This is a genomic window from Curtobacterium sp. PhB172, from assembly GCF_003752545.1.
Classification (GTDB): domain Bacteria; phylum Actinomycetota; class Actinomycetes; order Actinomycetales; family Microbacteriaceae; genus Curtobacterium.
On sequence record NZ_RKIF01000005.1, the window covers coordinates 110,159 to 137,008 of the forward strand.

25 protein-coding genes are annotated in these 26,850 nt (G+C 71.4%); 8 read left to right on the top strand and 17 right to left on the bottom strand.

Features of this window, described 5'->3' with window-relative positions:
• Positions 1-8: 8 nt before the first annotated feature.
• A complete protein-coding gene (locus EDF42_RS01530) occupies positions 9-1,241 on the bottom strand; it encodes an MFS transporter (protein ID WP_123671271.1) in 1,233 nt (410 codons plus the stop codon).
• A 4-nt stretch (positions 1,242-1,245) separates the two neighbouring features.
• Positions 1,246-2,544, bottom strand: a complete 1,299-nt coding sequence (locus tag EDF42_RS01535; protein WP_123294465.1) for an MFS transporter — start codon at positions 2,542-2,544, stop codon at positions 1,246-1,248.
• A gap of 255 nt (positions 2,545-2,799) precedes the next feature.
• On the opposite strand from EDF42_RS01535, the gene EDF42_RS01540 reads away from it, so the two are divergent.
• Both EDF42_RS01540 and EDF42_RS01545 read left to right on the top strand, forming a co-directional pair.
• Positions 2,800-3,600: a sugar phosphate isomerase/epimerase gene (locus EDF42_RS01540; protein WP_185002937.1), complete on the top strand. Its 801-nt coding sequence runs from the start codon at positions 2,800-2,802 to the stop codon at positions 3,598-3,600.
• The gene (locus tag EDF42_RS01545) at positions 3,576-4,712 is read left to right on the top strand and encodes a Gfo/Idh/MocA family protein (protein ID WP_123671272.1); all 1,137 of its coding nucleotides are present in this window, start codon (positions 3,576-3,578) and stop codon (positions 4,710-4,712) included. The genes EDF42_RS01540 and EDF42_RS01545 overlap by 25 nt, the downstream gene beginning before the upstream one ends.
• 117 nt (positions 4,713-4,829) lie before the next feature.
• Here the strand turns inward: EDF42_RS01545 and EDF42_RS01550 are convergent, their stop codons facing one another.
• The 6 genes from EDF42_RS01550 to EDF42_RS01575 form a co-directional block, all read right to left on the bottom strand.
• Positions 4,830-5,444 carry a TetR/AcrR family transcriptional regulator gene (locus tag EDF42_RS01550; protein WP_111083743.1) on the bottom strand — a complete coding sequence of 205 codons (615 nt, stop codon included), beginning with the start codon at positions 5,442-5,444 and terminating at the stop codon, positions 4,830-4,832.
• 137 nt (positions 5,445-5,581) lie between these two features.
• Positions 5,582-6,118, bottom strand: a complete 537-nt coding sequence (locus tag EDF42_RS01555) for a MarR family winged helix-turn-helix transcriptional regulator (RefSeq protein ID WP_123671273.1) — start codon at positions 6,116-6,118, stop codon at positions 5,582-5,584.
• 18 nt (positions 6,119-6,136) lie between these two features.
• Positions 6,137-6,319 (bottom strand): hypothetical protein, encoded by a 183-nt coding sequence (locus EDF42_RS01560; protein WP_123292879.1) that lies wholly within the window; start codon positions 6,317-6,319, stop codon positions 6,137-6,139.
• A gap of 450 nt (positions 6,320-6,769) precedes the next feature.
• On the bottom strand, positions 6,770-7,396 hold the full coding sequence (locus tag EDF42_RS01565; protein WP_123671274.1) for a hypothetical protein: 627 nt from the start codon (positions 7,394-7,396) through the stop codon (positions 6,770-6,772).
• A gap of 1 nt (position 7,397) precedes the next feature.
• Positions 7,398-9,437, bottom strand: coding sequence for a primary-amine oxidase (locus EDF42_RS01570; protein WP_123671275.1), 2,040 nt, complete (start codon positions 9,435-9,437; stop codon positions 7,398-7,400).
• 80 nt (positions 9,438-9,517) lie between these two features.
• On the bottom strand, positions 9,518-11,011 hold the full coding sequence (locus EDF42_RS01575; RefSeq protein WP_123292882.1) for an APC family permease: 1,494 nt from the start codon (positions 11,009-11,011) through the stop codon (positions 9,518-9,520).
• Between the two features lie 208 nt (positions 11,012-11,219).
• Here EDF42_RS01575 and EDF42_RS01580 point away from each other — a divergent pair, with 208 nt between their 5' ends.
• From EDF42_RS01580 to EDF42_RS01600, 5 genes are all read left to right on the top strand, one after another.
• Positions 11,220-12,737 (top strand): APC family permease, encoded by a 1,518-nt coding sequence (locus EDF42_RS01580; RefSeq protein ID WP_123671276.1) that lies wholly within the window; start codon positions 11,220-11,222, stop codon positions 12,735-12,737.
• Positions 12,734-13,384 (top strand): helix-turn-helix domain-containing protein, encoded by a 651-nt coding sequence (locus EDF42_RS01585; RefSeq protein ID WP_260234974.1) that lies wholly within the window; start codon positions 12,734-12,736, stop codon positions 13,382-13,384. Before EDF42_RS01580 ends, EDF42_RS01585 begins: the two co-directional genes overlap by 4 nt.
• 43 nt (positions 13,385-13,427) lie before the next feature.
• Positions 13,428-14,114, top strand: a complete 687-nt coding sequence (locus tag EDF42_RS01590) for an SDR family NAD(P)-dependent oxidoreductase (RefSeq protein ID WP_123339278.1) — start codon at positions 13,428-13,430, stop codon at positions 14,112-14,114.
• 250 nt (positions 14,115-14,364) lie between these two features.
• A complete protein-coding gene (locus tag EDF42_RS01595) occupies positions 14,365-15,576 on the top strand; it encodes a sensor histidine kinase (RefSeq protein ID WP_123339279.1) in 1,212 nt (403 codons plus the stop codon).
• The gene (locus EDF42_RS01600) at positions 15,573-16,247 is read left to right on the top strand and encodes a response regulator transcription factor (RefSeq protein WP_123339280.1); all 675 of its coding nucleotides are present in this window, start codon (positions 15,573-15,575) and stop codon (positions 16,245-16,247) included. Before EDF42_RS01595 ends, EDF42_RS01600 begins: the two co-directional genes overlap by 4 nt.
• Here EDF42_RS01600 and EDF42_RS01605 read toward each other — a convergent pair.
• From EDF42_RS01605 to EDF42_RS01635, 7 genes are all read right to left on the bottom strand, one after another.
• A complete protein-coding gene (locus EDF42_RS01605) occupies positions 16,244-17,005 on the bottom strand; it encodes a triose-phosphate isomerase family protein (RefSeq protein WP_123339281.1) in 762 nt (253 codons plus the stop codon). The two genes, EDF42_RS01600 and EDF42_RS01605, sit on opposite strands and share 4 nt — an antisense overlap.
• Positions 17,002-18,708, bottom strand: a complete 1,707-nt coding sequence (locus tag EDF42_RS01610; protein WP_123339282.1) for a dihydroxyacetone kinase family protein — start codon at positions 18,706-18,708, stop codon at positions 17,002-17,004. Before EDF42_RS01610 ends, EDF42_RS01605 begins: the two co-directional genes overlap by 4 nt.
• Complete coding sequence (locus tag EDF42_RS01615) at positions 18,705-20,096, bottom strand: MFS transporter (protein ID WP_123339283.1); 1,392 nt, start codon at positions 20,094-20,096, stop codon at positions 18,705-18,707. The genes EDF42_RS01610 and EDF42_RS01615 overlap by 4 nt, the downstream gene beginning before the upstream one ends.
• Before the next feature lie 118 nt (positions 20,097-20,214).
• Positions 20,215-20,976 (bottom strand): SDR family NAD(P)-dependent oxidoreductase, encoded by a 762-nt coding sequence (locus EDF42_RS01620; RefSeq protein ID WP_123339284.1) that lies wholly within the window; start codon positions 20,974-20,976, stop codon positions 20,215-20,217.
• 11 nt (positions 20,977-20,987) lie between these two features.
• Positions 20,988-21,941: a 3-hydroxyacyl-CoA dehydrogenase family protein gene (locus EDF42_RS01625; protein ID WP_123339285.1), complete on the bottom strand. Its 954-nt coding sequence runs from the start codon at positions 21,939-21,941 to the stop codon at positions 20,988-20,990.
• Positions 21,938-22,936, bottom strand: coding sequence for a sugar phosphate isomerase/epimerase (locus EDF42_RS01630; RefSeq protein WP_123671277.1), 999 nt, complete (start codon positions 22,934-22,936; stop codon positions 21,938-21,940). Before EDF42_RS01630 ends, EDF42_RS01625 begins: the two co-directional genes overlap by 4 nt.
• A gap of 92 nt (positions 22,937-23,028) precedes the next feature.
• Positions 23,029-23,745 (bottom strand): GntR family transcriptional regulator, encoded by a 717-nt coding sequence (locus EDF42_RS01635; protein WP_123339287.1) that lies wholly within the window; start codon positions 23,743-23,745, stop codon positions 23,029-23,031.
• A gap of 89 nt (positions 23,746-23,834) precedes the next feature.
• Here EDF42_RS01635 and EDF42_RS01640 point away from each other — a divergent pair, with 89 nt between their 5' ends.
• Entirely contained in the window at positions 23,835-24,707 is an 873-nt protein-coding gene (locus EDF42_RS01640) for a phosphotransferase family protein (protein WP_123671278.1), read from the top strand.
• Between the two features lie 43 nt (positions 24,708-24,750).
• On the opposite strand, the gene EDF42_RS01645 is transcribed toward EDF42_RS01640, so the two are convergent.
• Positions 24,751-25,740 carry a matrixin family metalloprotease gene (locus tag EDF42_RS01645; protein ID WP_148067590.1) on the bottom strand — a complete coding sequence of 330 codons (990 nt, stop codon included), beginning with the start codon at positions 25,738-25,740 and terminating at the stop codon, positions 24,751-24,753.
• Between the two features lie 113 nt (positions 25,741-25,853).
• Entirely contained in the window at positions 25,854-26,771 is a 918-nt protein-coding gene (locus tag EDF42_RS01650) for a GNAT family N-acetyltransferase (RefSeq protein ID WP_221180995.1), read from the bottom strand.
• Positions 26,772-26,850: the final 79 nt, after the last annotated feature.

Consider the following 26,850-nt stretch of genomic DNA (forward strand, 5'->3'; position numbering starts at 1 on the left):
GCTCCACGCTACCGAGGGTCGCTGACCCGCTCGTGGGTCGGCTCGGCGACCGGACGCAGCGACCCGGATGCGGCGAAGGCGGCCACGAAGAGCACGGCGATCAACCAGAGTGCGCTGAGCGCGCCGACCTGCTCGGCGATCGCGCCGATGACGGGCGGGCCGGCGAAGTTCGCGAAGTACCCGATCGACGCGACGACGCTGACCCGGGCAGCCGGATTCGGGCCGCTCTGCGCCGCTGCCGACATGCCGAGCGGGAACCCCATCGAGACGCCGACCGCCCAGAGGACCACACCGATGAGCGTGAGCCACCAGGTCGTGCCGACGATGAACAGGACGGCGCCGAGGATGCCGAGCGCGGTCGTCCAGCGGACCGTCCGGACCCGTCCGAGCCGGTCGACCACGGGGCCGGCGAAGACGCGCGTCGCGGCCTCGGAGACCGCGAACACGGTGAAGAAGAGTGCGCCGACCGTCGCCGTCTGGCCGTGTCCGTCGGTGGTCGCCAGGGCGAGCCAGTTGTTCGCCGACCCCTCGCCGAGTTCGACGCCGAGCATCACGACGCCGATCAGCAGCAGTCGGACGTCCGCCCAGCCGCGCGCCCACTGCCGCAGGCGCTGCCGCGGGGTGAGCGTCGTGTCGTGTTCCTCGGCGCGCGTGCCGTCCGGGATCGCACGCATGGCGATCACGCCGACCACCAGGATGACGACGGCCTCACCGATCAACTGGGCCGAGGGGGTGATGCCCAGCCACGCGCAGAGGGCGGCGATCCCGGCGCCGAGGGCCGCGCCTCCCGACCAGGCGGCGTGCATCAACGGGAGCAGCGTGCGACCGGCGAGCGCCTCGATCGCCGTGCCCTCGACGTTCGCCATGACGTCGAGCGCGCCGATCCCGGCACCGGCGACGACGAACCCGACGCTCGCGAGCGGCACGGAGTGCAGCGCAGCGGCGATGCCGATGAGTGCCAGTGCGGCGGGGACCAGGACGGCGACCGCAGTCAGGGCGCGTCGGCCGCCCAGGCGCCGGAGCAGCGGGGCGGCACTGAGCAGCCCGCCGATCGAGCCGATGGTGACCCCGCCGAGCATGAGGCCGATGGTGCCGATGTCGACACCGAGTTCGACGCGGAGCTCCGGGAGCCGTGGACCCCAGCCGGCCAGGCTGATCCCGCCGATGGCGAACGCGACGATGATCGCGTTCCGCCACCCGGCGAGCTGGCTGCGGTCCACGTCGACCCCGGAGGTGTGCATCCGGCTATCGAACCCGCTTGATGGGGATCACCACAAGGGCACCGATGATGGCGATCGCGCCGGCGGCCCAGCACATGAGCGTGTAGTTGTCGGCGGCGTCGCCCGACCCGATCTTCAGGAAGAACAGTGCGACGGCCGGAGCGAGCGACTGCGGCAGCGCGTTGGCGATGTTGATGACCCCGAGGTCCTTGCCGGGGCGGTCGGCGTTCGGCAGCACGTCGACGACGAGCGCCGTGTCGATGGCCGAGTAGATGCCGTAGGCGAAGCCCATGATGACCTCGGCCACGTAGAAGCCGTTCACGGTGTCGGCGTGCGCGAGCACGACCAGGCCGACGGCGAACATCGCCGTCGAGCCACCGACGAAGACCTTGCGACGGCCGATCTTGTCGGACGCCCACCCGGACAGCGCCGCGCTGACCAGGAGCGCGATCGTGTAGAGCAGCACACCGAAGGCGACGGCCGCTGTGGCCTCCTTCGCGTCCTCGATGCCGAGGTGCTTCTCCATGTAGAGCAGGCGGTAGGTCGTGAACATGAAGGTGGCGAAGATGATCAGAAAGCGCGACCACCAGGCGAACGCGAAGTCCGGGTTCTTGATCGGGTTCGTCCAGAACGAGGCGATGAGGTTCAGGAACGTGAACTTCTTCAGCTTGTACGTCGGCAGGTCGTCACGGGCGACCACGGCGTACACCGCGACGAGGATGATCGCCAGGATGCCGGGTGCGATGAACAGCACGGGCAGGTTCGCGACGAAGAACACCGACAGGTAGGTGCCGGCGAGCACGGCGATGTTCTGCGCGAGGGCGATGATGCTCGACGAACGGCCGCGCTGCAGCTGGGGGACGTTGTCGGCGAAGCTCGCGAGCAGGGTGGCCAGCGTCGCGTTGGCGGCGAGCTGGGCGAGGAGCCAGGCCAGCGTCAGGTTCAGGACGTCGGGCGAGTAGGCGATCCAGGCCAGGGCGATCGCGAACACGACGACACCGCTCAGCAGCCAGGGCCGACGACGACCCCAGCGGGTGCGGGTGCGGTCGGACAGCGCGCCGGCGAGGGGGTTCATGATGAGCGCACCGAACGCGCCGATCGGCAGCACCGACCCGATGACGTTCGCCGCGTCGTCGCCGACCAGGGCCTGCGCCTTGAGCTGCATACTGACGTAGACCGGTGCCATGAGTGCGACGAAGAGGCCGAACTGCCCGAGGAACAGGGCGATCTGGTAGCCGATGCCCACCTTCACGGTGCTGATCGGCTGGGTGATGCCCTCTTCGGGGTGCAACAGTGCCGGGCTGCCGGGTTCGGGTGTGCTCATGACGCCTCCTTGAGTCGATGCTGGTGGCCAAAACCGTCCTGTGCACGGTTTTGACTGGCTGAGCATACATCGACAGGTGTCGTTCATGTACTGACGTGCGACACGGGGGGACGCAAAAACTACACACCGGGTGGTTTTTGGGGTAGCGTCGTCATCGATCTCGCCGTGGAGCATCGCTCCTCGACGGACTGCGACACCCGGTGCTTCGACACCTGGGAGTCGCGACCCCCAGACAGGACCGAAGGAGCCTCTGCAATGCCCACCACTTCTGTGCAGCTGTACTCGCTGCGAGACGCCATCGCCGAAGACCTCGACAAGGCCATCGCCCGTGTCGCCGAGATCGGGTACGAGAACGTCGAGCCCTACGCGTTCGTCGAGCGTGCCACGGACCTCGAGCGTGCCTTCGCCGCGACCGGCCTCAAGGCACCGTCCGGCCACGTCGCCGTGATCGACGCCGAGGACACCGCGCCGATCTGGGACGCCGCCGAGCGCCTCGGCATCCAGACGGTCATCGACCCGTTCATCCCGACCGACCGCTGGCAGACCGCCGACGACGTCGCGAAGATCGCCGAGCGCGTCAACGTCCTGACCGCCGAGGCAGCCTCGCGCGGCCTGAAGTTCGGCTACCACAACCACCAGTGGGAGTTCACGAACAAGGTCGACGGCCGCACGGTCTACGACCACTTCGTCGAGCAGATCAGCCCGGAGACGGTGCTCGAGCTCGACACCTTCTGGGCGACCGTCGGCGGCGCCGACGCCCCCGCCGTCCTGCGGGCACTCGGCGACCGCGTCGTCGCCATCCACGTCAAGGACGGCAAGGTCGACGGTGACATCCTCACCGCACTGCCCTCGTCGGAGAGCGCGCTCGTCGTGCCCGAGGCGCTGCAGCGTGCGTTCGAGAACCAGACCCCCGCGGGCCAGGGCGACGTGAACGTGGCGGGCATCCTCGCCGCGGCGCCGCAGGCCATCCGCGTCGTCGAGTTCGACGCCTACTCCGGCGACGTCTTCCAGGGCATCACCGAGTCCCTCGCATGGCTGAAGGACAACGACAAGTGAGCCGCATCGGAGTCGGCATCATCGGTGCGGGGAACATCTCGGACCAGTACCTGACGAACCTGACCCAGTTCGCCGACGTCGAGGTCCTGATGGTCGCCGACCTCATCCTCGAGCGCGCCGCGTCCCAGGCCGAGAAGTACGGCGTGCCCGCGTCCGGCACGGTCGAGGAGCTCCTCGCCCGCGACGACATCCAGATCGTGGTGAACATCACGGTCCCCGCCGAGCACGCCAAGGTCGGCCAGCAGATCATCGCTGCCGGCAAGCACACCTGGAGCGAGAAGCCGGTCGCGACGAACGCCTCGGACGCGCAGGAGCTGCTCGCAGCCGCTGCGGCCGCCGGTGTCCGCTACGCCTGCGCCCCCGACACCGTCCTCGGTGCCGGCATCCAGACCGCCATCCGAGCCATCGCCCGCGGCGACATCGGCACGCCGCTCACCGCGACGACGATGTTCCACGTGCCCGGACCGGACCAGTGGCACCCGGACCCCGAGTTCCTGTACGCCCAGGGCGCCGGTCCGCTGTTCGACATCGGCCCGTACTACGTCACGACGCTCCTGCACGCCTTCGGCGCCGCCTCGCGCGTGCAGGCCGTGTCGTCGAAGTCCCGCGAGACGCGTGTGATCGGTTCCGGCCCCCGCGCCGGCACCGAGTTCGCCGTCGAGGTGCCCACGCACCACGCAGCGCTCATCTCGTTCGAGGGCGGCCAGTCGGCCCAGACGACCCTGTCGTTCCAGCACGCACTGCCCCGCAACGGCTTCGTCGAGATCAACGGCTCCGAGGGCACCATCGTGCTGCCGGACCCGAACGTCTTCGACGGCGACAGCACGCTGTGGACGCTCGGCAAGGACGAGCCGACCACGCTGACGCACAAGGGCTCCACCTGGGGCCGTGGCACGGGTGTCGTCGAGCTGGCCCGCGCGATCGCCGAGGGCCGCCCGGAGCGCGCCTCCGGTGCCGTCGCGTCGCACGCGCTGGACGTCATGCTCGGCATCCGCGACGCCGCCGAGTCGGGTCAGTCCGTCGAGATCACCTCGTCGATCGACCCGATCCAGCCGCTCCCCGAGGACTTCGACCCCGCCGCCGCGGTCCTCGCCGAGGCCGCGAACGCGTAGTCACGTCGTGCGTCGCGCACCGCGCCGCACCTGGTGAGCAGAAATGGTCGGGTCCCGAACGGGGACCCGACCATTTCTGCTCACGAAGCGCACGCGCCACGCGCGCACGCGCCGCGCTCACTCCGGCGGCGCCGGCACGATCTGCTCGAGCAACCGCAGCACCTTCTCGCCGTCGACCGCCTCGGGGTCGAGCAACCACTGCACCTGCAGCCCGTCGGACGCCGCGATGCTCAGCGAAGCGAGGTCGACCGGGTCCAGGTCGCTGCGGATCCGCCCCGCTGCCTGGTCCGCCGCGATCAACGCGGCCAGGTCGGCCCGGAGCCGCGTGAACCGCTCCCGCATGAAGTCACGGGTCGCCGGGTGCCCCTCCTGCACGGCGTCGGCCGCGAGCGTCGTGTAGAGCTGCACCAGGCCCGGCACCGCACGATTGCGCGAGGCACTGTCGCGCATGTCCCCGATCGCCGACTTCAACCGGTCAGGCGCCCCCTGCTCGCGCACCTCGTGCTCGCGGTAGACGGCGAGCAGCAGTTCGTCACGGCTGGGGAAGTAGTGGCGGAGCGCCGCGTGGGTGATCCCGAGGGCTTCGGCCACGGACCGCAGCGACGATGCGTCGACGCCCTGTTCCGCGACCATGCGGATCATCTCGTCGAGGATCTGGGTCCGGCGCTCGGCTCCCTTGCGGTACCCGCCGCGTCGCGGCGGGGCCGCGTCGTCGTCGGCGGGGTGCGTCATGCACCCAACTTACCGCTGGAAGGTTTTTCCGCCACCGTCTGGAGGCCCGCAGCGATCCGGTACCGCGCCTCCCGTCGACGGGTGCTCGCGTCGACCGCCTCGGTCGCGTCGGGCCGGTCGCGCCAGCCCCGGGCTCGTCAGCCCTGGTCGTCGACGGTGTACTCGTCGACCGGCGTCGGCTCACCATCGGCGAGCGCGTCGACGATCCTGGTCAGCGACTCCGCGAGGACGGCGTTGTCGGCGTCGGACAGGTGGTCGAGGACCCCGACCACGGCCTCGTGGAAGCGGGCGTACGAGGCATCGATCTTCTCGGCGGCGAGGTCCGTGGGTTCGAGGACCTGCGCGCGACGGTCGGTGGGGTGCGCAGTGCGGACGAGGAGTTCCTTGTCGACGAGCGCGTCCACGAGCTTCGTGACCGAGGCGTTCGACACGGTCAGCATGACGGCGAGGTCCTTGGGGCCCATGGTGCGGCCGTCACGGTGGGCCTGGAGCATGTACCGGATCGCCAGGGACTCGTTCTTGCTCAGCCCGCTCTCGATGCGTGCGGACTCGATCTGCTGCTCCTCGGCGTGCTGGAGGCGCAGCAGCGCGTCGACGGCGGTCTTCGCGGCCTCGGATCGAGGTTCGTGGGCGTAGAGGTGGACGTGCTCTCGACGGACGACGGTCAACGGCATGTGATCATGCGCTCCTTGCTACGCGGCGGGGACGGTGAAGAAGTCGGCGTACGCCGGCTCGGCGCGACCGGCGAGGAGCGACGGGTCCTCGATGCGGCGCTCGACGTAGGCGTCGATGACGGCCGGGTCGGTCAGACCGATGCGGGTGTGGCTGCCACCGATCCGTGCCGCCCGAGGCATCCCGGAGTACGTGCTGTGCATGTCTGATCCCGCCCTTCTGCGGCCGTTCGTCCCCTGCGGACGCTCGAACTCTTTCACGATGTGAACGTTTTCCGCAACGAACGATTCGCAAACTGTACGTTTCGCGCGCCGAACCGTTCGCTTCGCACATCAGCGCGCGGCGGCGGCCTGCGGTCGAAGACCCTCCGATACGCTGCACATCAGATGCCACTCTCGCCGGGGAGTGCATCCGGGCAAAGATGAAGCCCACCACCGCAGCAACGGTGGTGGGCTTCGATCAGCTCTCCGAGTGGAAAGCCAGGGAAACAAGTCTTCCCGAGCTGAGCGCTCGGCAGCAAGTGTACGCGGGCACGCTCTCGTAGGAGCTTGCTCGTGACCGTGGCGCGGTTCTTGTACGACCTGGGGCGGAAGGGCTAGGTGCTCGAGGCATCCCGCGGCGGTTCCATCGTCGCGGGATGCCTTCCGGAGCCGTCAGACCATCGCTGCGGCCATGACCGCCACCGCGATCCCCATGGCGAGCGTCTCGACGACGGGGAGCGCGCGGGTCCGACGCCGGATGCCGTCCCGCACCATGTGGGCGGTGAGCAGCAGGTAGCCGGTGGTCAGGCCGCCGAGGACGACCTGCCACGTGACGGCGACCGCACCACCGTGCCCGTGCATGCCGACACCCGCCATGCCGGTCATGCCGGGGTCGTGCGCCATGCCGACCCCGAGCGCCCCCATCACCAGCAGACCGAGCGCCGCGTGCAGTCGCCCGAACCGACCGTGCGCCGACGCGACCCGGATCGACGGAGCCGACCCGGGCCTCCCGTCCGAACCGGACGCACCGGACGCACCGGACGCACCAGACGCACCGGACGCACCGGACGCGCTCTGCACCCGGTGCACCGCTGCGACCACCACGGCGAGCAGCGCGAGCACCACGAACCAGAGCACCCCGGGCAGCACGCGCGGACCGAAGGCCCCGTCCACCATCGCGGCCACCATCACCACTGCCGCCACCACGTCGACCGCACGGCCGGGGCGCCACGCCCCGACCGTGCAGCAGGCCCCGGCGGACGCCGGCACGATCGCGGCGAGCCCGAGCAGGTCGGTCACGTCAGTGTCCGTGCCCGTGGTCGTGCTGGTGCTCGGCTGCGTCGTGTGCGGCCCCGACGGCGCCGGAGACGTGGTGCGAGCAGTGCGACCCGGCGGACGCCCCGATGGCCGCCGGCACGTTCAGTGCCGGGTTCCGCGGGAAGAACCCGTACGGCTTGAGCGTGAACTTGGCGTAGTCGACCGGCATGACGGGCCAGTCCTCGGGCCGCGGGAAGTGCGTCGGGCCGAAGGTGTGCCAGAGCACGATGTCCTCGCCGTCGAGCGGACGGTCCCCCTCGACGTACCGGGCGACCCCGTCGCCGCCGGGGTTCTGGTGCACGAAGTCGCCGGCGGCGAAGCGCTCCGCCGGGTCGTACTGCGTGACGTACAGGTGCTTGCGGGCGAACTCGGCACGGGCGGCGACCGAGGACGAGTCGTCGGCGAGCAGCACGGGGGCGTCCTGCGGGTACAGCACGTAGCCGGTGGGGCGGTCGAGTTGGTTGCGCTCCTCGGTGTTCGACACGAACCACGTGCGCGCCTTGGACGCGTCGGCGAGACGACCCGACGACGACTCCGACGCGATGCGGGTCACCGACTTCGTGAACGCGTTGCCGTGCTCGTTGCCCGGTCCGACCGGCACCCGCACGGCGTCGACCTCGTCCACGGCGTTCGACAGTCCGTCGACCATCATGTCGAGCCGCGCCGAGAACAGGTGCTGGTGGTACGGGGCACCGAGGCCCGGGGCCACCTCGGAGGCGTACGGGTAGTCCCCGCCGTCGACGGAGCGCCCCGGGTACGAGCTGGTGAAGAGCACGCCGGTGAGCTTCGCCTCGCACTCGATCGTGCCGTCCAGGTACAGGTACCAGTAGAAGCCGTAGTCGTAGTTGCCGACGGTGGTGAAGAACGAGATCACCAGGCGCCGGGACCGACGGACCTCCTGCGAACCGGTGTAGATGTCGCCGTGCTTCCAGAGCGTGCCGAAGTCCTCCTCGTGCATGCAGATGCCGTTGCGGATGGTCTGCGGGTTGCCGAGCTCGTCGGCCAGGACGGCGTCGAAGTACTGGATCTCGCCGACGCAGTCGCAGCCGAGCTCGAGCGAGTTCGTGAACCGACCGAACAGGTACTCGCCGGTGTCGAAGTAGTTCTGCCAGAACCGCACGGGCGACGGGTCGCCGTACGGCACGAGCATCTCGTCGATCGAGGCCCGGTACACGATCGGGCGCAGCCGCTCGCCGTCCTGCCACGAGAGCTGGCGGAGCACGAGCCCCTCGCGGGCGTCGAAGCCGACCTGGAACCGCCAGTTCGCCCACTCGACGAACTCGCCGTCGACGCGGAACGACGGCCCCTCGGGCTGGGTGATGACGATCGGCTTGAGGTCGAGCGGTTCGCCCTGCATCGCGGGGTCGTCGAAGTTCCCCGAGGTGGTCGGCACGGGCATGTCCGCCACGTCCACGATCCGCGTGACGGCCCGGTTCGCCGCGTCGACGTACGCCGACAGGCCGTCGACGGGGTGCGCCCACACGTGGTCGGCCGGGTGGTCCTGCTTGAAGGCGAGCACGCGCAGGATGCGCCGACCGACCTCTTCCGGGTAGTCGTAGTACCCGGCGGACAGCGGCACGCACTTGACCTCGTCGGCGGACAGGCCGCGCTTCGCCAGGGCAGCGACCCAGCGCTCGTCCGCGTTCGCGATCTCGCCGACGGCGTCGAACTCCTCGATCAGGACGGGCAGCTGGCCACGGGACCCGTCCAGCACGTCGGTCCGCAGGACCGCGCCGGTGGTGATCGACACGACGCGGTCGGTGGAGCGACCGGTCGCCATGTCGAGCAGCATCACCCGGGCCGTGCGGTCCGGCAGGGGGCCGTCGCCGGCCTGCCACGCCAGGACCTCCTGCTTGTGCGGCTCCTCGAGGCCGACGTAGGCGAAGCGGGTGGTGTCGGTCCAGTCCGGCTGCGCCGTGACGAGGTCGCGGACGGCGGTGAACTCGTCGGGCGTCAGGCTGCCGAGCGGGTGCGTGGTGGTGGCTGCGTCGGTGGTCACGGTGGTCGGTTCGGTGATCGTCATGTGCGTGGTGCTCCTTGCGCGTTGCGTCGTGCGTGGGGTCAGGTCGGTTCGGCCGGGAGGCGCGTGGTGCGCCTGGCGGGTCAGCTCTCGGTGGCGAGACGGTCGAGCATCAGCTCGTAGCGGCTCCGACTGCGGCGTCGCAGCACCACCGCCTGCACCACGCCGATGACGGGGACGACCACGACCAGGCCGGTGAGCACGATGCTCACGACGCCGAAGACGCTCGCGCCCGAGGCGTCGACGTCGCCGACGAGCGTCGGGAAGTTCACCCAGATCAGGACGGCGGCGGCGACGAGTCCGAGGAACCCGAGGACGGGCGCGACGATGGTGTTCCAGACCCGCCGGTCCCCGGGGTTGCGGCGGAAGTACACGATGACGGCCAGGCTCGTCGCGGCCATCAGGATCGCGACGCCCAGGGTGGCGACACCGGCGAACCAGCTGAACACCTGCAGCACCGGGTCCAGGCCGAGCACCGCGAACAGCACCATCAGCACGGCGGCGGTGACGGTCTGCACCAGGCTCGAGGTGTGCGGCGACGCGTGCTTCCGGTGCACGTCGCCGAGCCGGCCGGGCAGCAGCGACGCGTTCGCCATCGAGTGCTGGTACCGGGTGATGACGTTGTGGAACGACAGGACGCAGGCGAACATGCTCGTCAGCAGCAGCACGTTGAGCACGGCTTCCCCGGCGCTGCCGATGTACTGCGCGGCGGTGGTGAGGATGAGCGACCCGGGGTCCTTCGCGACCTCGGCGAGGATGCCGTCGGGGCCCCAGGCCATCACGAGCCCCCACGACGCGAGCGTGTAGAAGACACCGATGCCGATCACGGCCGTGTAGGTCGCACGCGGGATGGTCCGCTCCGGGTCCTTCGCCTCGTCGCGGAAGATCGCGGTGGCCTCGAACCCGATGAACGCGGCGATGGCGAACATCAGCCCGACGCCGGGCGACCCGGACATGATCTGGGTCGGCTCGAACGGGGCGAGGGACAGGCCGTCGGCCCCGCCGCGGAACACGATCGCCGCGACCAGGACGAGCACGATGCCGACCTCGCCGACGAGCATCACGCCGAGCACCTTGCTCGACAGGTCGATGTGCCGGTAGCCGAGCATCCCGACCAGGGCCACGACGACCAGCGACCAGACGTACCAGGGGATGTCCGGCCCGCCGAGGCCCGTGACGGTGACCCCGAGCAGGTACCCGATGTAGCCGTGCACGCTGACCTGGATGGTCGTGTACGTCAGGAGCGCCAGCGTGGCGGCTCCCGCGCCGGCCGGACGACCGAGCCCGTGCCCGACGAACGTGAAGAACGCGCCGGGCCGCGGCACGTGCCGGGTCATCGCCGCCAGGCCCACCGAGAAGAGCAGCAGCACGACGGCCGACGCGGCGTACAGCGACGGGAACCCGACCCCGTTGCCGAGCAGCATGCCGAGCGGGGCGGCGCCGCCGACGACGGTGAGCGGGGCAGCGGCCGCGACGACCATGAACACGATCGCGGTGACGCCGAGCGAGCCGCGCATGGTCCGCTGCGGCGCGGGTGCGGCTCCGAGTGACGCGGGGTCCTTCGTGATGCTGGACATCGTGGCCTTCCGGTTCGGGTGGGTGGGACGCAGGTGGTGGTGCTGGGTGTGACCACGGTCCCGTGCCGCCGTTGCGGTGTCGTTCCACCGGCGTGAAGCCCTGTCGCCGCCGAATGGGACGTGCTCGTCGGAGGCGTCTCATTTGCGTGAGACGCCGCCGAAACACCACCGAGACACGGGCGCAACGGCGCAGCCCTACGGTTGCCGCATGACCGCGCTCGACCGAGCCATCGCCGACCCGCCCCGGGTGCCCGGCGTCGGCACGCGCTCCCCCGTCGACGGGTTGTCGCGGCGGAGCATCGGCCCGGTCGACGTGCTCGCGCAGTCGGTGTCCGCCGTGGCACCGTCCGCCGCCGCGACCACGATCCCGGTCCTCGTCGCGACGGTCGCGGGGCAGGGTGCCACGTGGTCGCTCCTGGCGGCGATGGCGCTGTCGTTCCTGGTCGGGCGGACGGTGAACCAGTTCGTCCGACGCGTCGCCGGCACCGGGTCGCTCTACACCTACGTCTCGCTCGGGCTCGGCCCGGTCGCCGGGGTCGTCGCGGGCGCAGCACTCCTGCTCGGGTACGGCTTCATCGCGATGTTCTCGCTCACCGGCAGCGGCTACTACCTCGACTACCTGCTGTCCCGCTTCGTGCCGGCCGCCGGCGACGACGCCCTGGTCACGATCGTCGTGGTGCTGGTGATGGGCGCGGCCGTCTTCGCGGTGATCGCGCTCGGGGTCCGGTTGTCGACCCGGCTGACGTTGCTCGTCGAGTCGCTGTCGGTGGCGGTCATCGTGGTCCTGATCGTCGCGCTGGTCGCGCGCCTGCACCCGGCCGACGCCTCCGCCGTCGCCCTCGGGCCGACCCAGCCGGCGTCGTTCGCGGTCGGCACCGCCCTCGCCGTCACCGCGTTCGTCGGGTTCGAGAGCGCGTCGGTGCTCGGTGTGGAGGCCCGGCGCCCGTTCCAGGCGATCCCCCGCGCGATCTCGTGGACCGTCCTGGTCGCCGGCGTCCTCTACGTGGTCAGCGCAGCGGCCCAGCAGATGGGGTTCGCCGCCGTGGGCGCCGACCTGGCGTCGAGCGCCTCGCCCGTGAACGAGCTGGCGAACGCCTTCGGCATGCAGTGGATCGGGTGGGCGCTGGACCTCGGGATCGCGGCGTCGTTCGCGGCGTGCGCGATCGCCTCGACCACGGCGCTCGTGCGGGTCCTGTTCGCGATGGGCCGCGAGGGGGTCCTGCCCCGGGTGCTCGGTCGGGCGTCACCGCGCTTCCGGACCCCGTTCGTGGCCGGCGCGGTCGCGTGCGGCGTGCTCACGGTGCTGCCGGTCCTGGGCCTGGCGAGCGGGATCCCGACGTGGACGCTGATGGAGGCGGAGCTCGTCGTCGCCGCCCTCGGGTACATCGCCGCGTACGCCCTGACGTGCTTCGCGGCCCCGGTGTTCCTGCGGCGCATCGGCGAGCTGACGGTGGGGGTCGCGGTGGTCGCCGTCACGACCGGGGTCCTGCTGACCGCCGTCCTGCTCACCTACCTCGGGGTCGAGGCCGCGTCGTCCCGTTGGCCGGCCGTCGCCCTCGCCGTCGGGACGGTCGCCGCGGTGGTGGTCGCGTTCCTGGTGGCCACGCGTCGGCGACCCTGGCGGCGGGGTCGGAGCCACGCCGTGTACGACGTGCCGGTCGAGGCGGACCTGCTGGGGGCCTCCCGTCCGTCCGCCGGAACCGGCCACCAGGCGGAGGTGCGGTGAGCGAACCCGGACTCCGCGCGCGGCAGCCGAAGGCGATCCAGAACGCCCTCGCGGTGCTGGAGGCCGCCGCGCACGCGGGACCGGGCGTCACCGCCCAGCAGATCTCGGAGGCCCTCGGGATGCCGCGGGCCACCACGTACCGGCTCATCACCCTGCTCGTCGAGGACGAGTACCTCGTCCGGTTGCCGGACCTGCGCGGTTTCGCCCTCGGCCACAAGGTCGCCGACCTGGCCGGGGTGTCGCCGGCTCCGGCACTCGCACCGCTGCCCCGGGCCGTGCGGTCGGTACTCGCCGACGTCCGCTCCGCCGTCCGGGCGGGCGTGCACCTGGCGCGCTACGACGCCGCCGGAGTGCGCGACATCGACGTCGACCCGGACTTCCCGTTGCTCGACGAAGCCGCACTGCGGGCCACACCCGGGTCGAGTGCGATGGGGCGGTTGCACGCCGAAGGGGGCCTCGGACCGGTGCACCAGGTCGGCTCGTTCACGGCGGGGTTCGGGTGCCTGGCGCTGCCCGTCCGCGGCGAGCGCGGAGAGCTCGTGGCGGGGCTGACCCTGTCGGCGCCGGCGGCCCGGGTGTCGTCGCCGGGTGACGCGTTGGTGCACCTGCGCCGGGCGGTGACGCGGCTCGAGCCGCTGCTCGGGTGACCGGCTCGCGGACAGCCGTGCGGGGCCGGCATAGCGTGGGCGCGTGGACCTCGAACTCAAGAACCGTGTCGCACTCGTCGTCGGAGGCAAGGGGTACATCGGTACCGCCGTCGCCGACCGCCTCCGGGCCGAGGGGGCGACCGTCGTCGTCGCGTCCCGCAGCGCCGACGACTCCGACGACAGCGTGTCGATCGACACCGCCTCGCAGGACTCCGTGGACGCGGGTATCGCCACCGTCCTCGAGCGGCACGGGCGCATCGACGTGCTGGTCGTGACCGCTGCCCCGAGCGCGAGCACCCTCGACCCGGCCCGGAAGTCCGACCCCGAGCAGGTCCTCGACGCGATCGACGGCAAGGCGCTCGGGTTCCTCCGCGTCGCGAACGCCGTGCTCCCCGCCCAGCGCGAGGCCGGGTTCGGCCGCGTGGTCGTCGTGAGCGGGCAGAACGCCTACTTCTCCGGCAACATCACGGCGTCACTCCGGAACACGGCGGTGAGCGTCATCGCGAAGAACCTGGCCGACGACGTGGCGGGTACCGGGGTCACGGTGAACGTCGTCAACCCCGGGACCGTGACGGACAACCCGTCCGCCGAGGTCCGTCCAGGGGGCCCCGGCGACTCGACCCCGCAGCAGATCGCTGACCTCATCGCGTTCCTGTCGTCGCCGCTGAACGCGGTGTCCGGCGAGTCCGTCTCGGTCGCGCACCGCCAGCGGGGATCCGTCGTGGTCTGATCCCCGAGTACCGGGTGCTCGCCCCTCGCTTCACCCGCAGGGACGAAGCGCTTCGCTCCTGCGCCCGATGCCCCGGCGACTCCGGACCGCGAGTCTGGAGACATGGAGTCCTCGACGAAACACACGATCGCCACGCTGCTGCTCTGCGCCGCGATCGTCGCCACCACCGTCATCGCCCTCGCCGCCATGACCCCGGGCGCGTGACGTCGGTCCGCGCTGCCCGGCGTGGGCGGCATGCGATGATCGAGCCGTGACGGACCGGCGCACGTTCATCCGGCCGCTCGCCACCCGTTCGATCGTCGTCGACGTGGCGTGGGCGGTCCTGGCGGCGTTGGTCTTCCTGCTGCCGCTCGAGGTCGAGCTCGAGCACGCGAGCTTCTTCGCCGTGCTCGCTGCCGCCGGCGCGATCGCGCTCCGACGAGTCTCCCCGTCGGCGGCGATGCTCATGGTGGTCGTCCTCGGGATCATCCAGGTCGGCGGCGGCGAGCGCCCGTCACTCGTCGACCTCGCCATCTTCGTCGTCATCGGCACCGCGGCGGTCGTCGGGACCCGGACCGAGGTCATCCTCTCCGGGGTGCTCGCGCTCGTCGCGGGCGTCGGCGCGACGTTCTACCTCGCCGTCACCGGCTTCCGGTACCTGGTGCTGCTCAACGGCCCCCGCGACCAGGCGTTCCTCGCCATGGCCGCACCGGTCACCGCGCTCCTCGGGGTGTGGGCGGGCGGGGTCGCCGTCCGGGCCTTCCGGTCGCGCGACCGCGAATCCGTCCGTCGAGCCGATGCCGAGGCTGCCGCGTCGCGTGCCGAGGCCGTCGCCAGCGAAGCCGAGGCGACCGCCACCCGTGCCATCGACGTCGCGGAGTCCGAGCGCATCCGCGCCGACATCGCCCGTGACGTGCACGACGTCGTCGGCCACTCGCTCGCGGTGATCATCGCGCAGGCCGACTCGGTCCCGTTCCTGGCCGACGAGGCCCGCATCCGCGAGGTCAGTGCCACCATCGCCAGCACCGCCCGCAGCTCGCTGCTCGAGGTCCGGCAGGTCCTCGGGCACATCGACGGCTCCGGGGAGACGACCGATCCTGGCTCGCTCGAGGAGATCGTGCAGGGCATCCGCGACGCCGGGGTCGACGTCGACCGCACGGTGCGGGGCGTCCCGGTCCCGCTCCGACCGGACACCGGCACCGCCGCCCGGCGCGTGCTGCAGGAGATGCTGACCAACGCGCTCCGGCACGGTGCTCCGGGGCTGTCCGTCGTGGTCCGTGAGACCTGGCGGAGCGCCGACCTCGTGCTCGAGGTCGAGAACGTCGTGGGTGACGGCACCACCGGGGGCTCCGGCCGGGGCATCGACGGCATGCACACCCGCCTCACCGCACTCGGCGGGTCGTTCGACGCCGCCGCGCTGGACGACGTGTTCGCCGCACGCGCCCGCATCCCGTTCGACGTCCAAGGGGGACCCGTCCGATGACCGAACCGATCAGGATCCTGCTCACCGACGACCAGGCGCTGTTCCGCGCCGGTCTGCGCGTGGTGCTCGACGCCCAGGACGACATGCAGGTGGTGGGCGAGGCCACGGACGGTGCCGAGGCCCTCGCCCGCATCCAGGAACTCCGGCCCGACGTCATGCTGCTCGACATGCGGATGGCCGGCATGGACGGCGTCGAGACCGTCCGGCAGCTGTTCTCCGGCGCCGTCGAGGGCCCGCTCCCCCGCGTCGTCGTGCTCACCACGTTCGGCCTCGACCCCGCCGCCGCGACCGCGATCCGGCTCGGTGCGAGCGGCTTCCTGCTCAAGGACGCCACCCCGACGTTCCTGTTCGCGGCGGTCCGGGCGGTGCACGAGGGCAGCTCGGTGATCGCCCCGAACGACCTCGCGCAGCTGTTCGGGGCCGACGTCGCGAGGGCACCGGCGCCGCAGCCGCCCGAGTTCCAGGCGCTGACCGAGCGGGAGCGGGTGGTGTTCGGCTGGGCGTCCCGCGGGCTCTCGAACGCCGAGATCGCGACGAAGGAGTACGTCACCGAGTCGACCGTGAAGACCCAGATCTCGAGCATCCTCGGCAAGCTCGCGCTGCGGGACCGCGTGCAGCTCGTGGTCTACGCGCACGACCACGGACTGGCGGGCACCCGCGACGGGTCCTAGCCTGCGGCCTCGTCGAGGATCGCCTCCACCGCAGCCGGGTCGTGCGCGAACCGACCGAGGAACAGCCCGCTGATCCGCCCTGCACCTCGCGTGAGCAGCCCCGGCCCGGCGCTGCCCCCGTACAGCACGGTGCTCCCGCGCAACTCGGGTCGCGTGGCGAGGTGCTGCTCGATCCCCGCGAGCACCGCCACGATGTGGTCGTCCGGCGCCGGCGCGGGCGCACCGATCGCCCACACCGGCTCGTAGGCAACGGTCATCGCCCCGGCCAGACCGTCCGCGATGGCCGTCGAGACACCGCGGTCGAGCTGCGCGGTCACCTCCGCCACCGCTTCCGCTGCACCCGACGGGGAGGACCGGGTCGTCTCTCCGACACAGAGGAGCGGACGCAAGTGGTTGCGGAAGGCCGCGTGCACCTTCGCGGTGACGGTCGCGTCGTCCTCGTGGAACAGGGAGCGTCGTTCGGCGTGCCCGATCTCGACCAGGTCCACCCCGATCTCCAGCAGTTCGGCGCCGGAGACCTCGCCGGTGAACGCTCCTTCGTCGGCCCACGACAGGTCCTGCGCGGCGAGGAGCACCCCCGACCCGGAGAGCACGTCGCGCACGGGCACGAGCGCCGGGAACGTGGGCGCCACGAACAGCGAGGCCGCTCCCGACCGGGTCGCGGGGTGCCGCCGGGCGATCTCCGCGACGGCCGCGGCCCACTCCAGGGTCCGGGCGTGCGAGAAGTACGTCTTCAGCGACACCCCGATGGTGATCACGGTGCGAGGGTCTCCACGATGAGCGCGAACGACACCGCACCGGGGTCCGGTGTGCCGACGGCCTGCTCGGCGTGGGTGCGTGCGCGGCCCATCTTCGGCACGAGCGACGCGGTGGCGTCGGCGGCCTCGCGGGCGGCGCTGACGGCGTCGGCCCAGGCGTCCGCGAGCGACGCTCCCGCGTCGACCCGGGTGCGCAGCACCTCGTCGAACGGCACGAGCGCGTCGACCATGGTCTTGTCGCCGGTGGTCGCACCGAACGCGAGGACGGCCTCGGTGGCGGCGTGCACCGCGCTCTGGACCGTGGCGGCTGACGGACGCTCGTCGTCCCCGAGGACGCGACCCAGTGCCTCCAGGGCGGCTCCCCAGATCGCACCGGACGTGCCGCCGGCCTTGTCGGACCACGCGTCTGCGGCGACCCGCAGGACGGAACCGACACCTGCGCCGGCGGTTACTGCGTCGGTGGCTGCGGCCGCTGCGGCGTGAGCCCCGCGCTGCATGCCGATGCCGTGGTCGCCGTCACCCGCGACGGCGTCGATGCGTCCGAGCTCGTCGGCGTGCTCATCGAGGAGCGCGCGGACGGCGGCGAAGCCGGCTGCGACCTGCTCGCCGACCGCGCGCGATTCGCCGCTCGCCGCGCCGATGGCGACGCCCTCGGCGTCCGCCTCCACGGTGGAGGGATCGACGCGTTCCTGCGGGACGGCACCGCCCTTGCGGTACGCAGGGGTGTCCGCGGCTGCTGCCCAGAGTTCCTCGAGTTCGTCGTCGAGCCAGAACAGGGTGAGCGAGACGCCGGCCATGTCGAAGCTCGTGACGAGTTCGCCGACCTCGGGCTCGACGATGACGACCCCCGCGTCGGCCAGCCGCTGCTGCACCGAGCGGTAGACGACGAAGAGCTCCTCGTACTTGACGCTGCCCAGCCCGTTGAGGATCGGGACGACACGCGCGCCGTCGGGTGTCACGCTCTCCGGCAACTCGTCGAGCAGTCGGGTCACCAGCAGCGACGCCAGGCCGTCCGCGGTGGGGACGTCCGTCTCGTCGATGCCCCGTTCGCCGTGGATGCCCATGCCGATGGCCATCCGCCCCTCGGGCACCGTGAACAGGGGTTCGTCGGCACCGGGCAGCGAGCAGCCGGAGAAGGCGACGCCGAACGACCGCGTGCGGTCGTTGGCGCGCTCGGCGACGGCCGTGACCTCGTCGAGGCTGCGGCCCTGCTCGGCGGCGGCACCGGCGACCTTGAAGACGCAGAGGTCTCCCGCGATGCCACGCCGTTCCTGCGCGCGGTCCGCGGGCGCACTCACCACGTCGTCGGCGACCCGGACCGTGCGGACCGGGATGCCGTCGGCCTCGAGTGTGCGGGCCGCGGCGTCGAAGTTCAGGACGTCACCGGCGTAGTTGCCGTAGCTCAGCAGCACCCCGCCGCCGTGCTCGGACGCCCGCGCGACACCGGCCACCTGCTGGGCACTGGGACTGGCGAACAGGTTGCCCATCGCGGCACCGGCTGCCAGGCCCGGCCCGACGAGACCACCGAACGCCGGGTAGTGGCCGGAGCCGCCACCGATCACGACGGCGACCGTGCCCTCGGGGCTGGTGGTGGCGCGGGCGACGCCGCCGTGCACCTTCCGCACCCATCGTCCGTTCGCGGCGACGAAGCCGTCGGTCGCCTCGTCGGCGAAGTCCGCCGGGTCGTTGAACAGTCTGGTCACGCGTTCGTCTCCTTCGACGTCGTGGTGCGGACATGCGAGGTGTCGAGGAGATCATCCGCCTTCGACCCCCGGAAGAACTTCGTGCAGAAGATCATCACGGCCGCGACGAACGCCAGGACCCCCAGCGAGACGATCCCGAACGCACCGCTGTCGGTCGGCACCACCTCGTTGATCGCCGTGCGCATGATCGGGGCGACGAACCCGCCGAGGTTGCCGAGCGAGTTGATCAGGCCGATGCCCGCCGCGGCGGCTGCCCCGGTGAGGAACGCCGTCGGGTACGCCCAGGTGATCGGGCCGACGGCCAGGAAGCTCGCGACCGCCAGCGTGATGAACACGATGCCCAGGATCGGTTGCCCGTTCGCGCCGGCCCACGCCGACCCGAGGATCGACAGCCCGGTCGTGATGTAGAACATGGTGCCCCAGCGACGGCGGCGACCGACAGAGTCCGCCTTCGACCCGACCAGGTAGCAGGCGACGAGGCCGACGAGCCACGGGATCGCGGTCACGAGGCCGACCTGCCATCCGACGTCCTGCCCGAGCAGCGAGGAGACCTGCTGCGGCAGGTAGAACGTCGTGCCGTACACGGCAACCTGCAGGCAGAAGTAGATGATCGTGAAGTACCAGACCCGGCCGCTCGCCATGGCCTTCCAGATGCCGGTCGGGCCGTCCGCGCTGCGGGCGGTGTCCTCGCGCGCCATCGCCGCCGTGAGCGACTGCTTCTCGCCCGGCTCGAGCCACTTCGCCTGCTGCGGACTGTTCGTCAGGAACACCAGGGCCGCGATGCCGGCGAGGACCGCGAGGATCCCCTCGCCGAAGAACATGACCTGCCAGCCGTGGAACGGGGTCGCCTGGTCGCCGAAGCTCAGCAGTCCGCCGGACAACGGGGCGCCGATCATCTGCGAGAACGGCTGCGCCAGGTAGAAGATCGCGAACATCCGCACGCGCACCTTGTTCGGGAACCACTCCGACAGGTACATGATCACGCCGGGGAACAGCCCGGCCTCGGTCACACCGAGGATGAAGCGCAGGACGATGAACATCGTGTCGTTCGTCGTGAAGGCGAACAGCGCGGCGACGATGCCCCACGTGACCGCGATGCGGGCGAGCCAGAACCGGGCGCCGAAGCGCTTGAGCAGCAGGTTCGACGGGATCTCGAAGATCGCGTAGCCGATGAAGAAGATGCCGGCACCGAGCGCGAAGGCCGCGTCGGAGATGCCGCGGTCGACGCTCAGGGCCTCTTCGGCGAACCCGACGTTGGTGCGGTCGAGGAACGCGACGAAGTACAGGATGACGAGCATCGGCATCAGGTGCTTCGTCGCCTTGCCGATGGCGGACTTGAGGCCGGGGTCGTTCGTCGACCCGAGCGCGGGGGCAGGGGGAAGTGACACGGGTTCGCTCCTTTGCGAGCACGGTGCGGTTTCGGGGCGTCCGACGGTCGGTCGGCCGGTCGGACGGGAGGCACGGATCGCGTCGCGCGGACGGCGCGCGATCCGTGGCCGGTCGGCTCTAGTGCATGTACAGGCCGCCGTCGACGTTCAGCGTCTGGCCGGTGACGAAGCCGGCGTCCTCGCTGATCAGGTACGCGATCGCCGCGGCGATGTCCCGCGGCGTACCGATGCGCGGCAGCACGCCGTCCGCTGCCATCTCGGTCTTGCGCTCCTCGGTCAGGGTGCCGCCCATGATGTCGGTGTCGATCGGACCGGGGGCGATCGCGTTGACGGTGACGCCGCGCGGGCCGAGCTCGCGGGCCAGGCCACGGGTCAGGCCGATCACGCCGGCCTTCGCCACCGTGTACGGGGTCTTGCTGAAGGTGCCGCCGCCGCGCTGGGCGGAGACCGACGACAGGTTCACGATGCGGCCGTAGCCGTGCTGCACCATCGACTCCGCTGCCCGCAGGCTGGCGAAGTGCACGCCGTCGAGGTTGATCGACAGCACGCGGTGCCACTCCCCCTCGGGCAGGTCGAGGTAGGCGTGCGCGGACGAGACGCCGGCCAGGTTGACGAGGGCGACGACGGGGTCGAGTTCGGCCTCGATCGTGTCGAACGCCGCCCGGACCGCGGTCTCGTCGGCGACGTTCGCGCCGACGCCGACCGCACGGACGCCGTGCTGCTCGCGGATCTCGGTGGCGACCTGCTCGCTGGCGGTCTGGTCGAGGTCGATGATGCCGATGTCCCAGCCGGCCTCGGCCAGGTGGTGGGCGGTGGCGCGACCGATGCCACGCGGTGATGCCGCTCCGGTGAGGACGACGGTGCGGTCCTGGTTGCTCATGCTCGTCCCCCTCAGTGGATCGGCGCCGGGCCGAGGTCGTCGAGCAGCTTCTGCATCGCGACGTAGGCCTTGTTGCGGTAGGCGACGAGCTCCGGCGTCCGGTCGGCCGGCACCTCGAGGTACCCGGCGCCGGACTTCGTGCCGAGCTCGCCCGCGTCGACGTGCTGCTGCAGCGACGGCGGGGTGGCGAAGCGTTCGGGCCAGCGGGTCTGCAGCGACTCGAAGCAGAACGCGTAGACGTCGAGGCCGGCCATGTCGGCGATCGCGAACGGGCCGAAGAACGGCAGGCGGAACCCGAACGTGGTCCGCACGATGGTGTCGATGTCGTCGGGGGTGGCGATGCCCTCGTCGGCGATCTTCGTGGCTTCCTCGAACAACGCGTACTGCAGGCGGTTCAGCACGAACCCGGTCGAGTCCTTCACCCGCGCCGACTGCTTGCCGGTCGCGGCGACGACGGTCTCGCCGACCGCGATCGCGTGCTCGCTCGTGGTCGGGTGCGGGATGAGCTCGACGCCGGGGATGAACGGGGCCGGGTTCGAGAAGTGCACGCCGAGGAACCGCTCCGGGCCGACGACCGCCTCTGCCAGCGACTCGATCAGGATCGTCGAGGTGTTCGAGCCGATGATCGCGTCGGGGCGGGCGGCTTCGCTGATGCGGCGGAGGGTCGCGTGCTTGATCTCGATCTTCTCGGGGACGGCCTCCTCGATGAAGTCGGCCTCCGCGACCGCTTCCTCGATGGAGGCGGCTGCGCTGAGGTGGGCGTCGACGCGCGCCACGGCGTCCGCCGGGAAGAGGCCGTCCGCGACGAACTGCTCGGTCTCTGCGATGAGCCGGGCTCGGTTGGACGCGGCGATCTCGGCCGAGACGTCGGCGATCCGGACGGTGTGGCCGGCGAGGGCGAGGACCTGGGCGATCCCGCCGCCCATGTAGCCGGATCCGACGACGGCGATGTCGAGGGTGCTCATCGGGTTGCTCCTTGGTTCTTCGTTCCGACGCTCGTGGTCGCGAGCACCGATCGGATGTACTGCTGGTTGGTAGCGCAGACGCCGAGGCTGTCCCCGCCGTACTGCTCCGTCATCACGATCCCGCGGAACCCGTCGGCGACGGCATCGCGCAGGACCTGGCGGTAGTTGATGAGACCCGTCTCCATGGTGCTCGGCGCACTCGTCGCCCAGCTGCCGTCGCCGGCCTCGTCACGCGTGTAGTTCTTCACGTGCAGGTAGTTCGTGCGCGGCATGGTCTTCGCGAAGAGCTCCCGCCAGTCCTCGATCGGCCGGTGCAGGCGGATCAGGTTCGCGACGTCCGCGTTCAGGCCGACGTTGTCGAGCCCGATGTCCTCGACCAGGCGCACGGCACTGTCGGCGGTGCCGAGGTAGGTGTCCTCGTACAGTTCGAGCGCCATCGGCAGTCCGACGGAGGCAGCGTGCTCACCGAGCTCCCGCAGGCGCTTGACCGCCGCGTTCCAGACCTCGGGGTCGTCCGGGTCCTTCGGGCCCTGCGCGGTCCAGAACCACAGCGCGCGCTTCTGGGCCTCGTTGAACGGCTGGTGCAGGCCCGTCGAGAACACCTGCATGCCCCACTCGGCCGCCGCGTCGATGGTGCGGTGGGCGTAGGCGAGGTTGTCCTCCTCGTGTCCGGGCTGGATGACGCTCTTGCGCTGCAGGTGCACCGAGGGGATCCCGATGCCGTGCGCCTTCGCGACGGCGAACAGTTCGTCGCGACGCGATCGCTCGAGGTCCGCGGGGCGGATGTGGCTGTCGGCGAGTTCGGCGAGCGAGAACCCGGCGGCTGCGATCTGGGCGAACACGTCGTCCCAGACCTCGGCCGGGGCATCGTGGAACGCGGTGCCGTCGCGCGTGACCTGGGCGAAGCCGTGCAGACAGGCGGCGATCGGCCAGGTGTCCGACGTCCAGGTGGTGGTGTCCCAATCCTGGTCGACCCAGTCCTGCGGTGTGCTCACGGAATGCTCCTTCGCATGTCGGGGTTCGGCGGTGAACCTCTTTCCTATAGGAAAGATACTCGCACCTCGACAGAGCGCAACCCCTGTGGCGATCAGCTCGAGTGCGAAGCGTCCGCGCGCGACCGGAGCCGGACGGCGTCGATGTGGTGCCGCATCGCCGCGACCGCTTCGGTCGGCCCGACCGCGAGGGCATCGACCACCGCTCGGTGCTCGTGCACGGCGCGGTCGGTGTCGTCCCCGCCACCCTCGACGATCTGCCGCATCCGGTGCACGCGGGTCGTGATGATCTCGGACATCTCCTCGAGGAACGGGTTCCGCGTCGCGTCGAAGATCACCTGGTGGAACTGCCAGTCGCTCCGGAAGAACCGGGCCATGAGTTCTTCCGACGCCTCAGCCGCACCGACCGCCGCGACCTCGTCGGCCACCGCAGCCTGCTCGTCGAGCGCCGTGCCGAGCCGCTCCCGCAGGGCGTCGACGTCACCGCGTGCGGCGAGCTCGACGGCACCGCTCTCCACGATGAGCCGGGCGTCGAACAGTGCCTCGAGTTGGTCGCCGGCCAGGGGCGGGGAGACCCGGTAGCCCTTGTTCGCTTCTCGGGTGACGAGGCCGGTGCGCTCGAGCTGCACGAGGGCTTCGCGCACCGGCGTCGGGGAGACGCCGAGCGTGCGAGCGAGCCCGTCGATCGACAGGCGCATGCCGGGTTCGACGTCGTGACCCATGAGGAACTCGAGCACCCGGTCGTACACACGGTCACGCAGGCCCAGCTGCGCGATGCGCTCGCTCCCGAACCCGGGCATCGTGCTCGTCATGCGTCGATCCTAGAGAATCCACGAACGGCCATCGTCGAACGGGCGACAGGGGCAGCGGGGACGCGCCCGGGCTCCGGTAACGTGCCGCCATGCAGTGGAGCGACACCGGACTCGACGGCCACCAGATCGCGTTCGTGCTCCGGACGTTCCCCGACGCGGTCGTCGTCGCGGACGAATCGTGGGGTCTGCTCGACACGAGGGTCCTGCACGTCGTCGCCGGAGGCCGAGCCTGGACCGTGAAGGCGTCGGGCCAGGAGAACACGCACTTCCCGCGCGAACTCGAGGCGCACCGGACCGTGACCGACGCGCTGCGAGCCACCGGGGACACCGGCGCCCTCGTCGCCGCGGACGGACAGCACCGGGTCCTGGTCCTCGAACGCGTCCCCGGCCACCTCGCGCTCGGCACCGCCGACGAGCACGCCCCCGACGTCCACCGTCAGGCCGGCACGCTGCTCCGCCGCCTGCATGACCAGGGCACCCGGCACGATCCGGAGTTCCTCCTGCGGGAACAGGCCAAGGCCCTCGCCGCGCTCGAGGCCCCGCACCGGATCTCGGCGGACGTCGTCGCCCGGACCCGCGCGGCACTGGAGCGACTCCCCCACGACCACCCGGACGAACCCCTGGTCCCGACCCACGGCGACTTCCACCCGCGCAACTGGATCGTCGACGTCGACGTCGAGAACGACGTCAGCCGGCTTCGCGTCATCGACTTCGGCCGCTTCGGCTGGCGCCCGGCGTCGTTCGACCTCACCCGGCTCGCGGTGCTGCACTGGCAGCGCGATCCCGAGCTCGAGGCCGCGTTCTTCGCCGGCTACGGTGACGATCCGCGCGGACCCGATGCGTGGCGGTGGCTGCAGCTGCGCGAAGCGGTGGGGACGGCCGCGTGGGCCTACGCCGTCGGCGACGAGGGCTTCGAGGCGCAGGGCCACGACATGCTCCGCGACGCCCTCGCCCGGTTCTGACCGTGGACCGGCGGACCCGGACCCGGACCCGGACCCGGACCACTCAGTAGATCGCGTCGATCCCCATCAGGTCGCCGAGCCCGAGCCCGCGCTGTGCGGTGTCGCACGTCGTGGCCGAGGGCCGCATCACGAGGCCGCTGTTCTTCGCCGTGTGGCCGAGGCCGTACGCGTGACCCCACTCGTGCGTGGCCACCCCGCGCAGGTCGAACCGATCACCGGAGCACGTCGCTGCGGCGGACCAGTTGACCGAGGTCGAGTACCGCTGGTCCGTCTCGACCGCCGTGCCGGACCGCGACCAGACACAGGTCACCCCGAGGGTCCCGGACGGCAGCGATCCCCACCCGACGACGCTCGACGCGTTGGCGGTTCCGCACCCGCCGGTCGCCGTGACGCCCATGGACTGCTTGAGCGTTCCGAGGTGCTTCTGGTCGGCCGTCGAGTTGATCGTCCGGCCGCACGCCGTGACCGCACCGGTCCAGGCGTCGGCTCCGGCACCGATGGCCGACGGCCCGGTCACCTTCTGGTTGTTCGGGTTGTAGCTCCACTGCACCGGTGCGGTCCACCGGAACCCGAGCCGGGTGTACGAGGTGTTGGTGCAGCTGGTGGCGGCCTTCGTCGCTGCCGTGGTGGCTGCCCCGCGCGAGACCACGCCCGCACGGTCCGGCACCGCCGTGCGCGCACGCACCGCCGTCCGTTCCTGCTGCACGGCCGCCGCCGATCCGGACCACACGTCGTCGACGCGCACGGCGACGCCCGTCCGGCCGGTGTTCGTGATCGAGACGTCGCCGGCGTCGTCCGCCCCGGTCGCTGCGACGGGCATGGCGGAGACCGTCGTCCCCGCCGCCGGCACGACGAACTGCCGTCCGTCGGGCAGGACCACGGTCGGTGACGCCACGGCGCAGCCGCTCGCGAGCTGCTGGACCGTGACCCGGTCCCCGCTGCACGTCGTGGCCGCGACGGCCGGCGCAGCGGCTCCGATCCCGATGACGACCGAGGTCAGCGCGATCCCGAGTGCGACCGCTCCTGCGGTCACGGACGACGTCTTCACGATGGTTGCTCCCCTGTCCAGGCGCGCCGAGGACTCCTCGGTGCGGTCCAGACAGTGTGCGGAGCGCCCCTCGGGTCGTCAACCCCCCGAAGTGCCGGTCAGGGCACCCGCACGAACCGGGGCGCCCCACGGTCCCGCAACCGGAACCCGAGGTGCTGGTACAGCCCGATCGCCCCGGTGTTCCCGGCAGCCGCGTGCATCAGCGGCGTCTCACCGCGCTCCCGGATCCCGTGCGCGACGGCGAGCACCAGCCGCCGCCCGAACCCCTGGCCTCGGTACTCCGCATCGGTGCACACGGCGCTGATCTCGGTCCACCCCGGCGGGTGCAACCGTTCCCCCGCCATCGCGACGAGCCGCCCGTCGCGCCGGATGCCCAGGTACGTGCCGAGCTCGATGGTGCGCGGCAGGAACGGCCCCGGCTTCGTCCGCTCCACCAGGGCGGTCATCTCCGGCACGTCGTCGGGCGTCAGCACGACGGCCTCGTCGTCGGGGACCCCCTCGATGGCCTCACCGGTGAGCTGCACGCCCCCGGCGCCCTCGACGAGCTCCCACCCCGACGGCAGGACAGCAGCGGCACCGACGCCGAGCATCCCGCCCGACCCGAGCAGCGCCCGGACGTCCTCCCAGTCCTGCGCAGTGGGTTGCTCGGGGATCCCCGTCCACACCGACACGTCGGTCTGGTAGCGGACCACGTCGCCGCGCCGCTCGGCGAACCTCGCGTGGTGGCTGTTCAGCGCGGCCATCGCGGGCGCGTCGAGCATCCGCGTCGGGGTGCCGTCGTCGCCGATCGTCAGGTCGAGGGTCCGGAGCGCTTCACCGCGGGCATCACCACCACGGAACCCGAGGTCCTCGATCCGCCGACGATCGCCGTCCGCCCACCCGGCGGTGTCCGCGACGACCCCGGAGGCGTAGTTGTTCGTGGCGCGTTGGACGACCTGCTCGACCTCCGCTGCCGAGGCCACGCGGACCTCTCCCGGTCGGGGCAGCGCGGTCGAGGTCGGCGCAGTCGTCGTCATCCCACCATTCTCTGCCCGCGGCGAGCGCCGCCGGCGCATCGTTGCACCCCGTGACGGCGCGGTGCGAGCACCCCGCCAG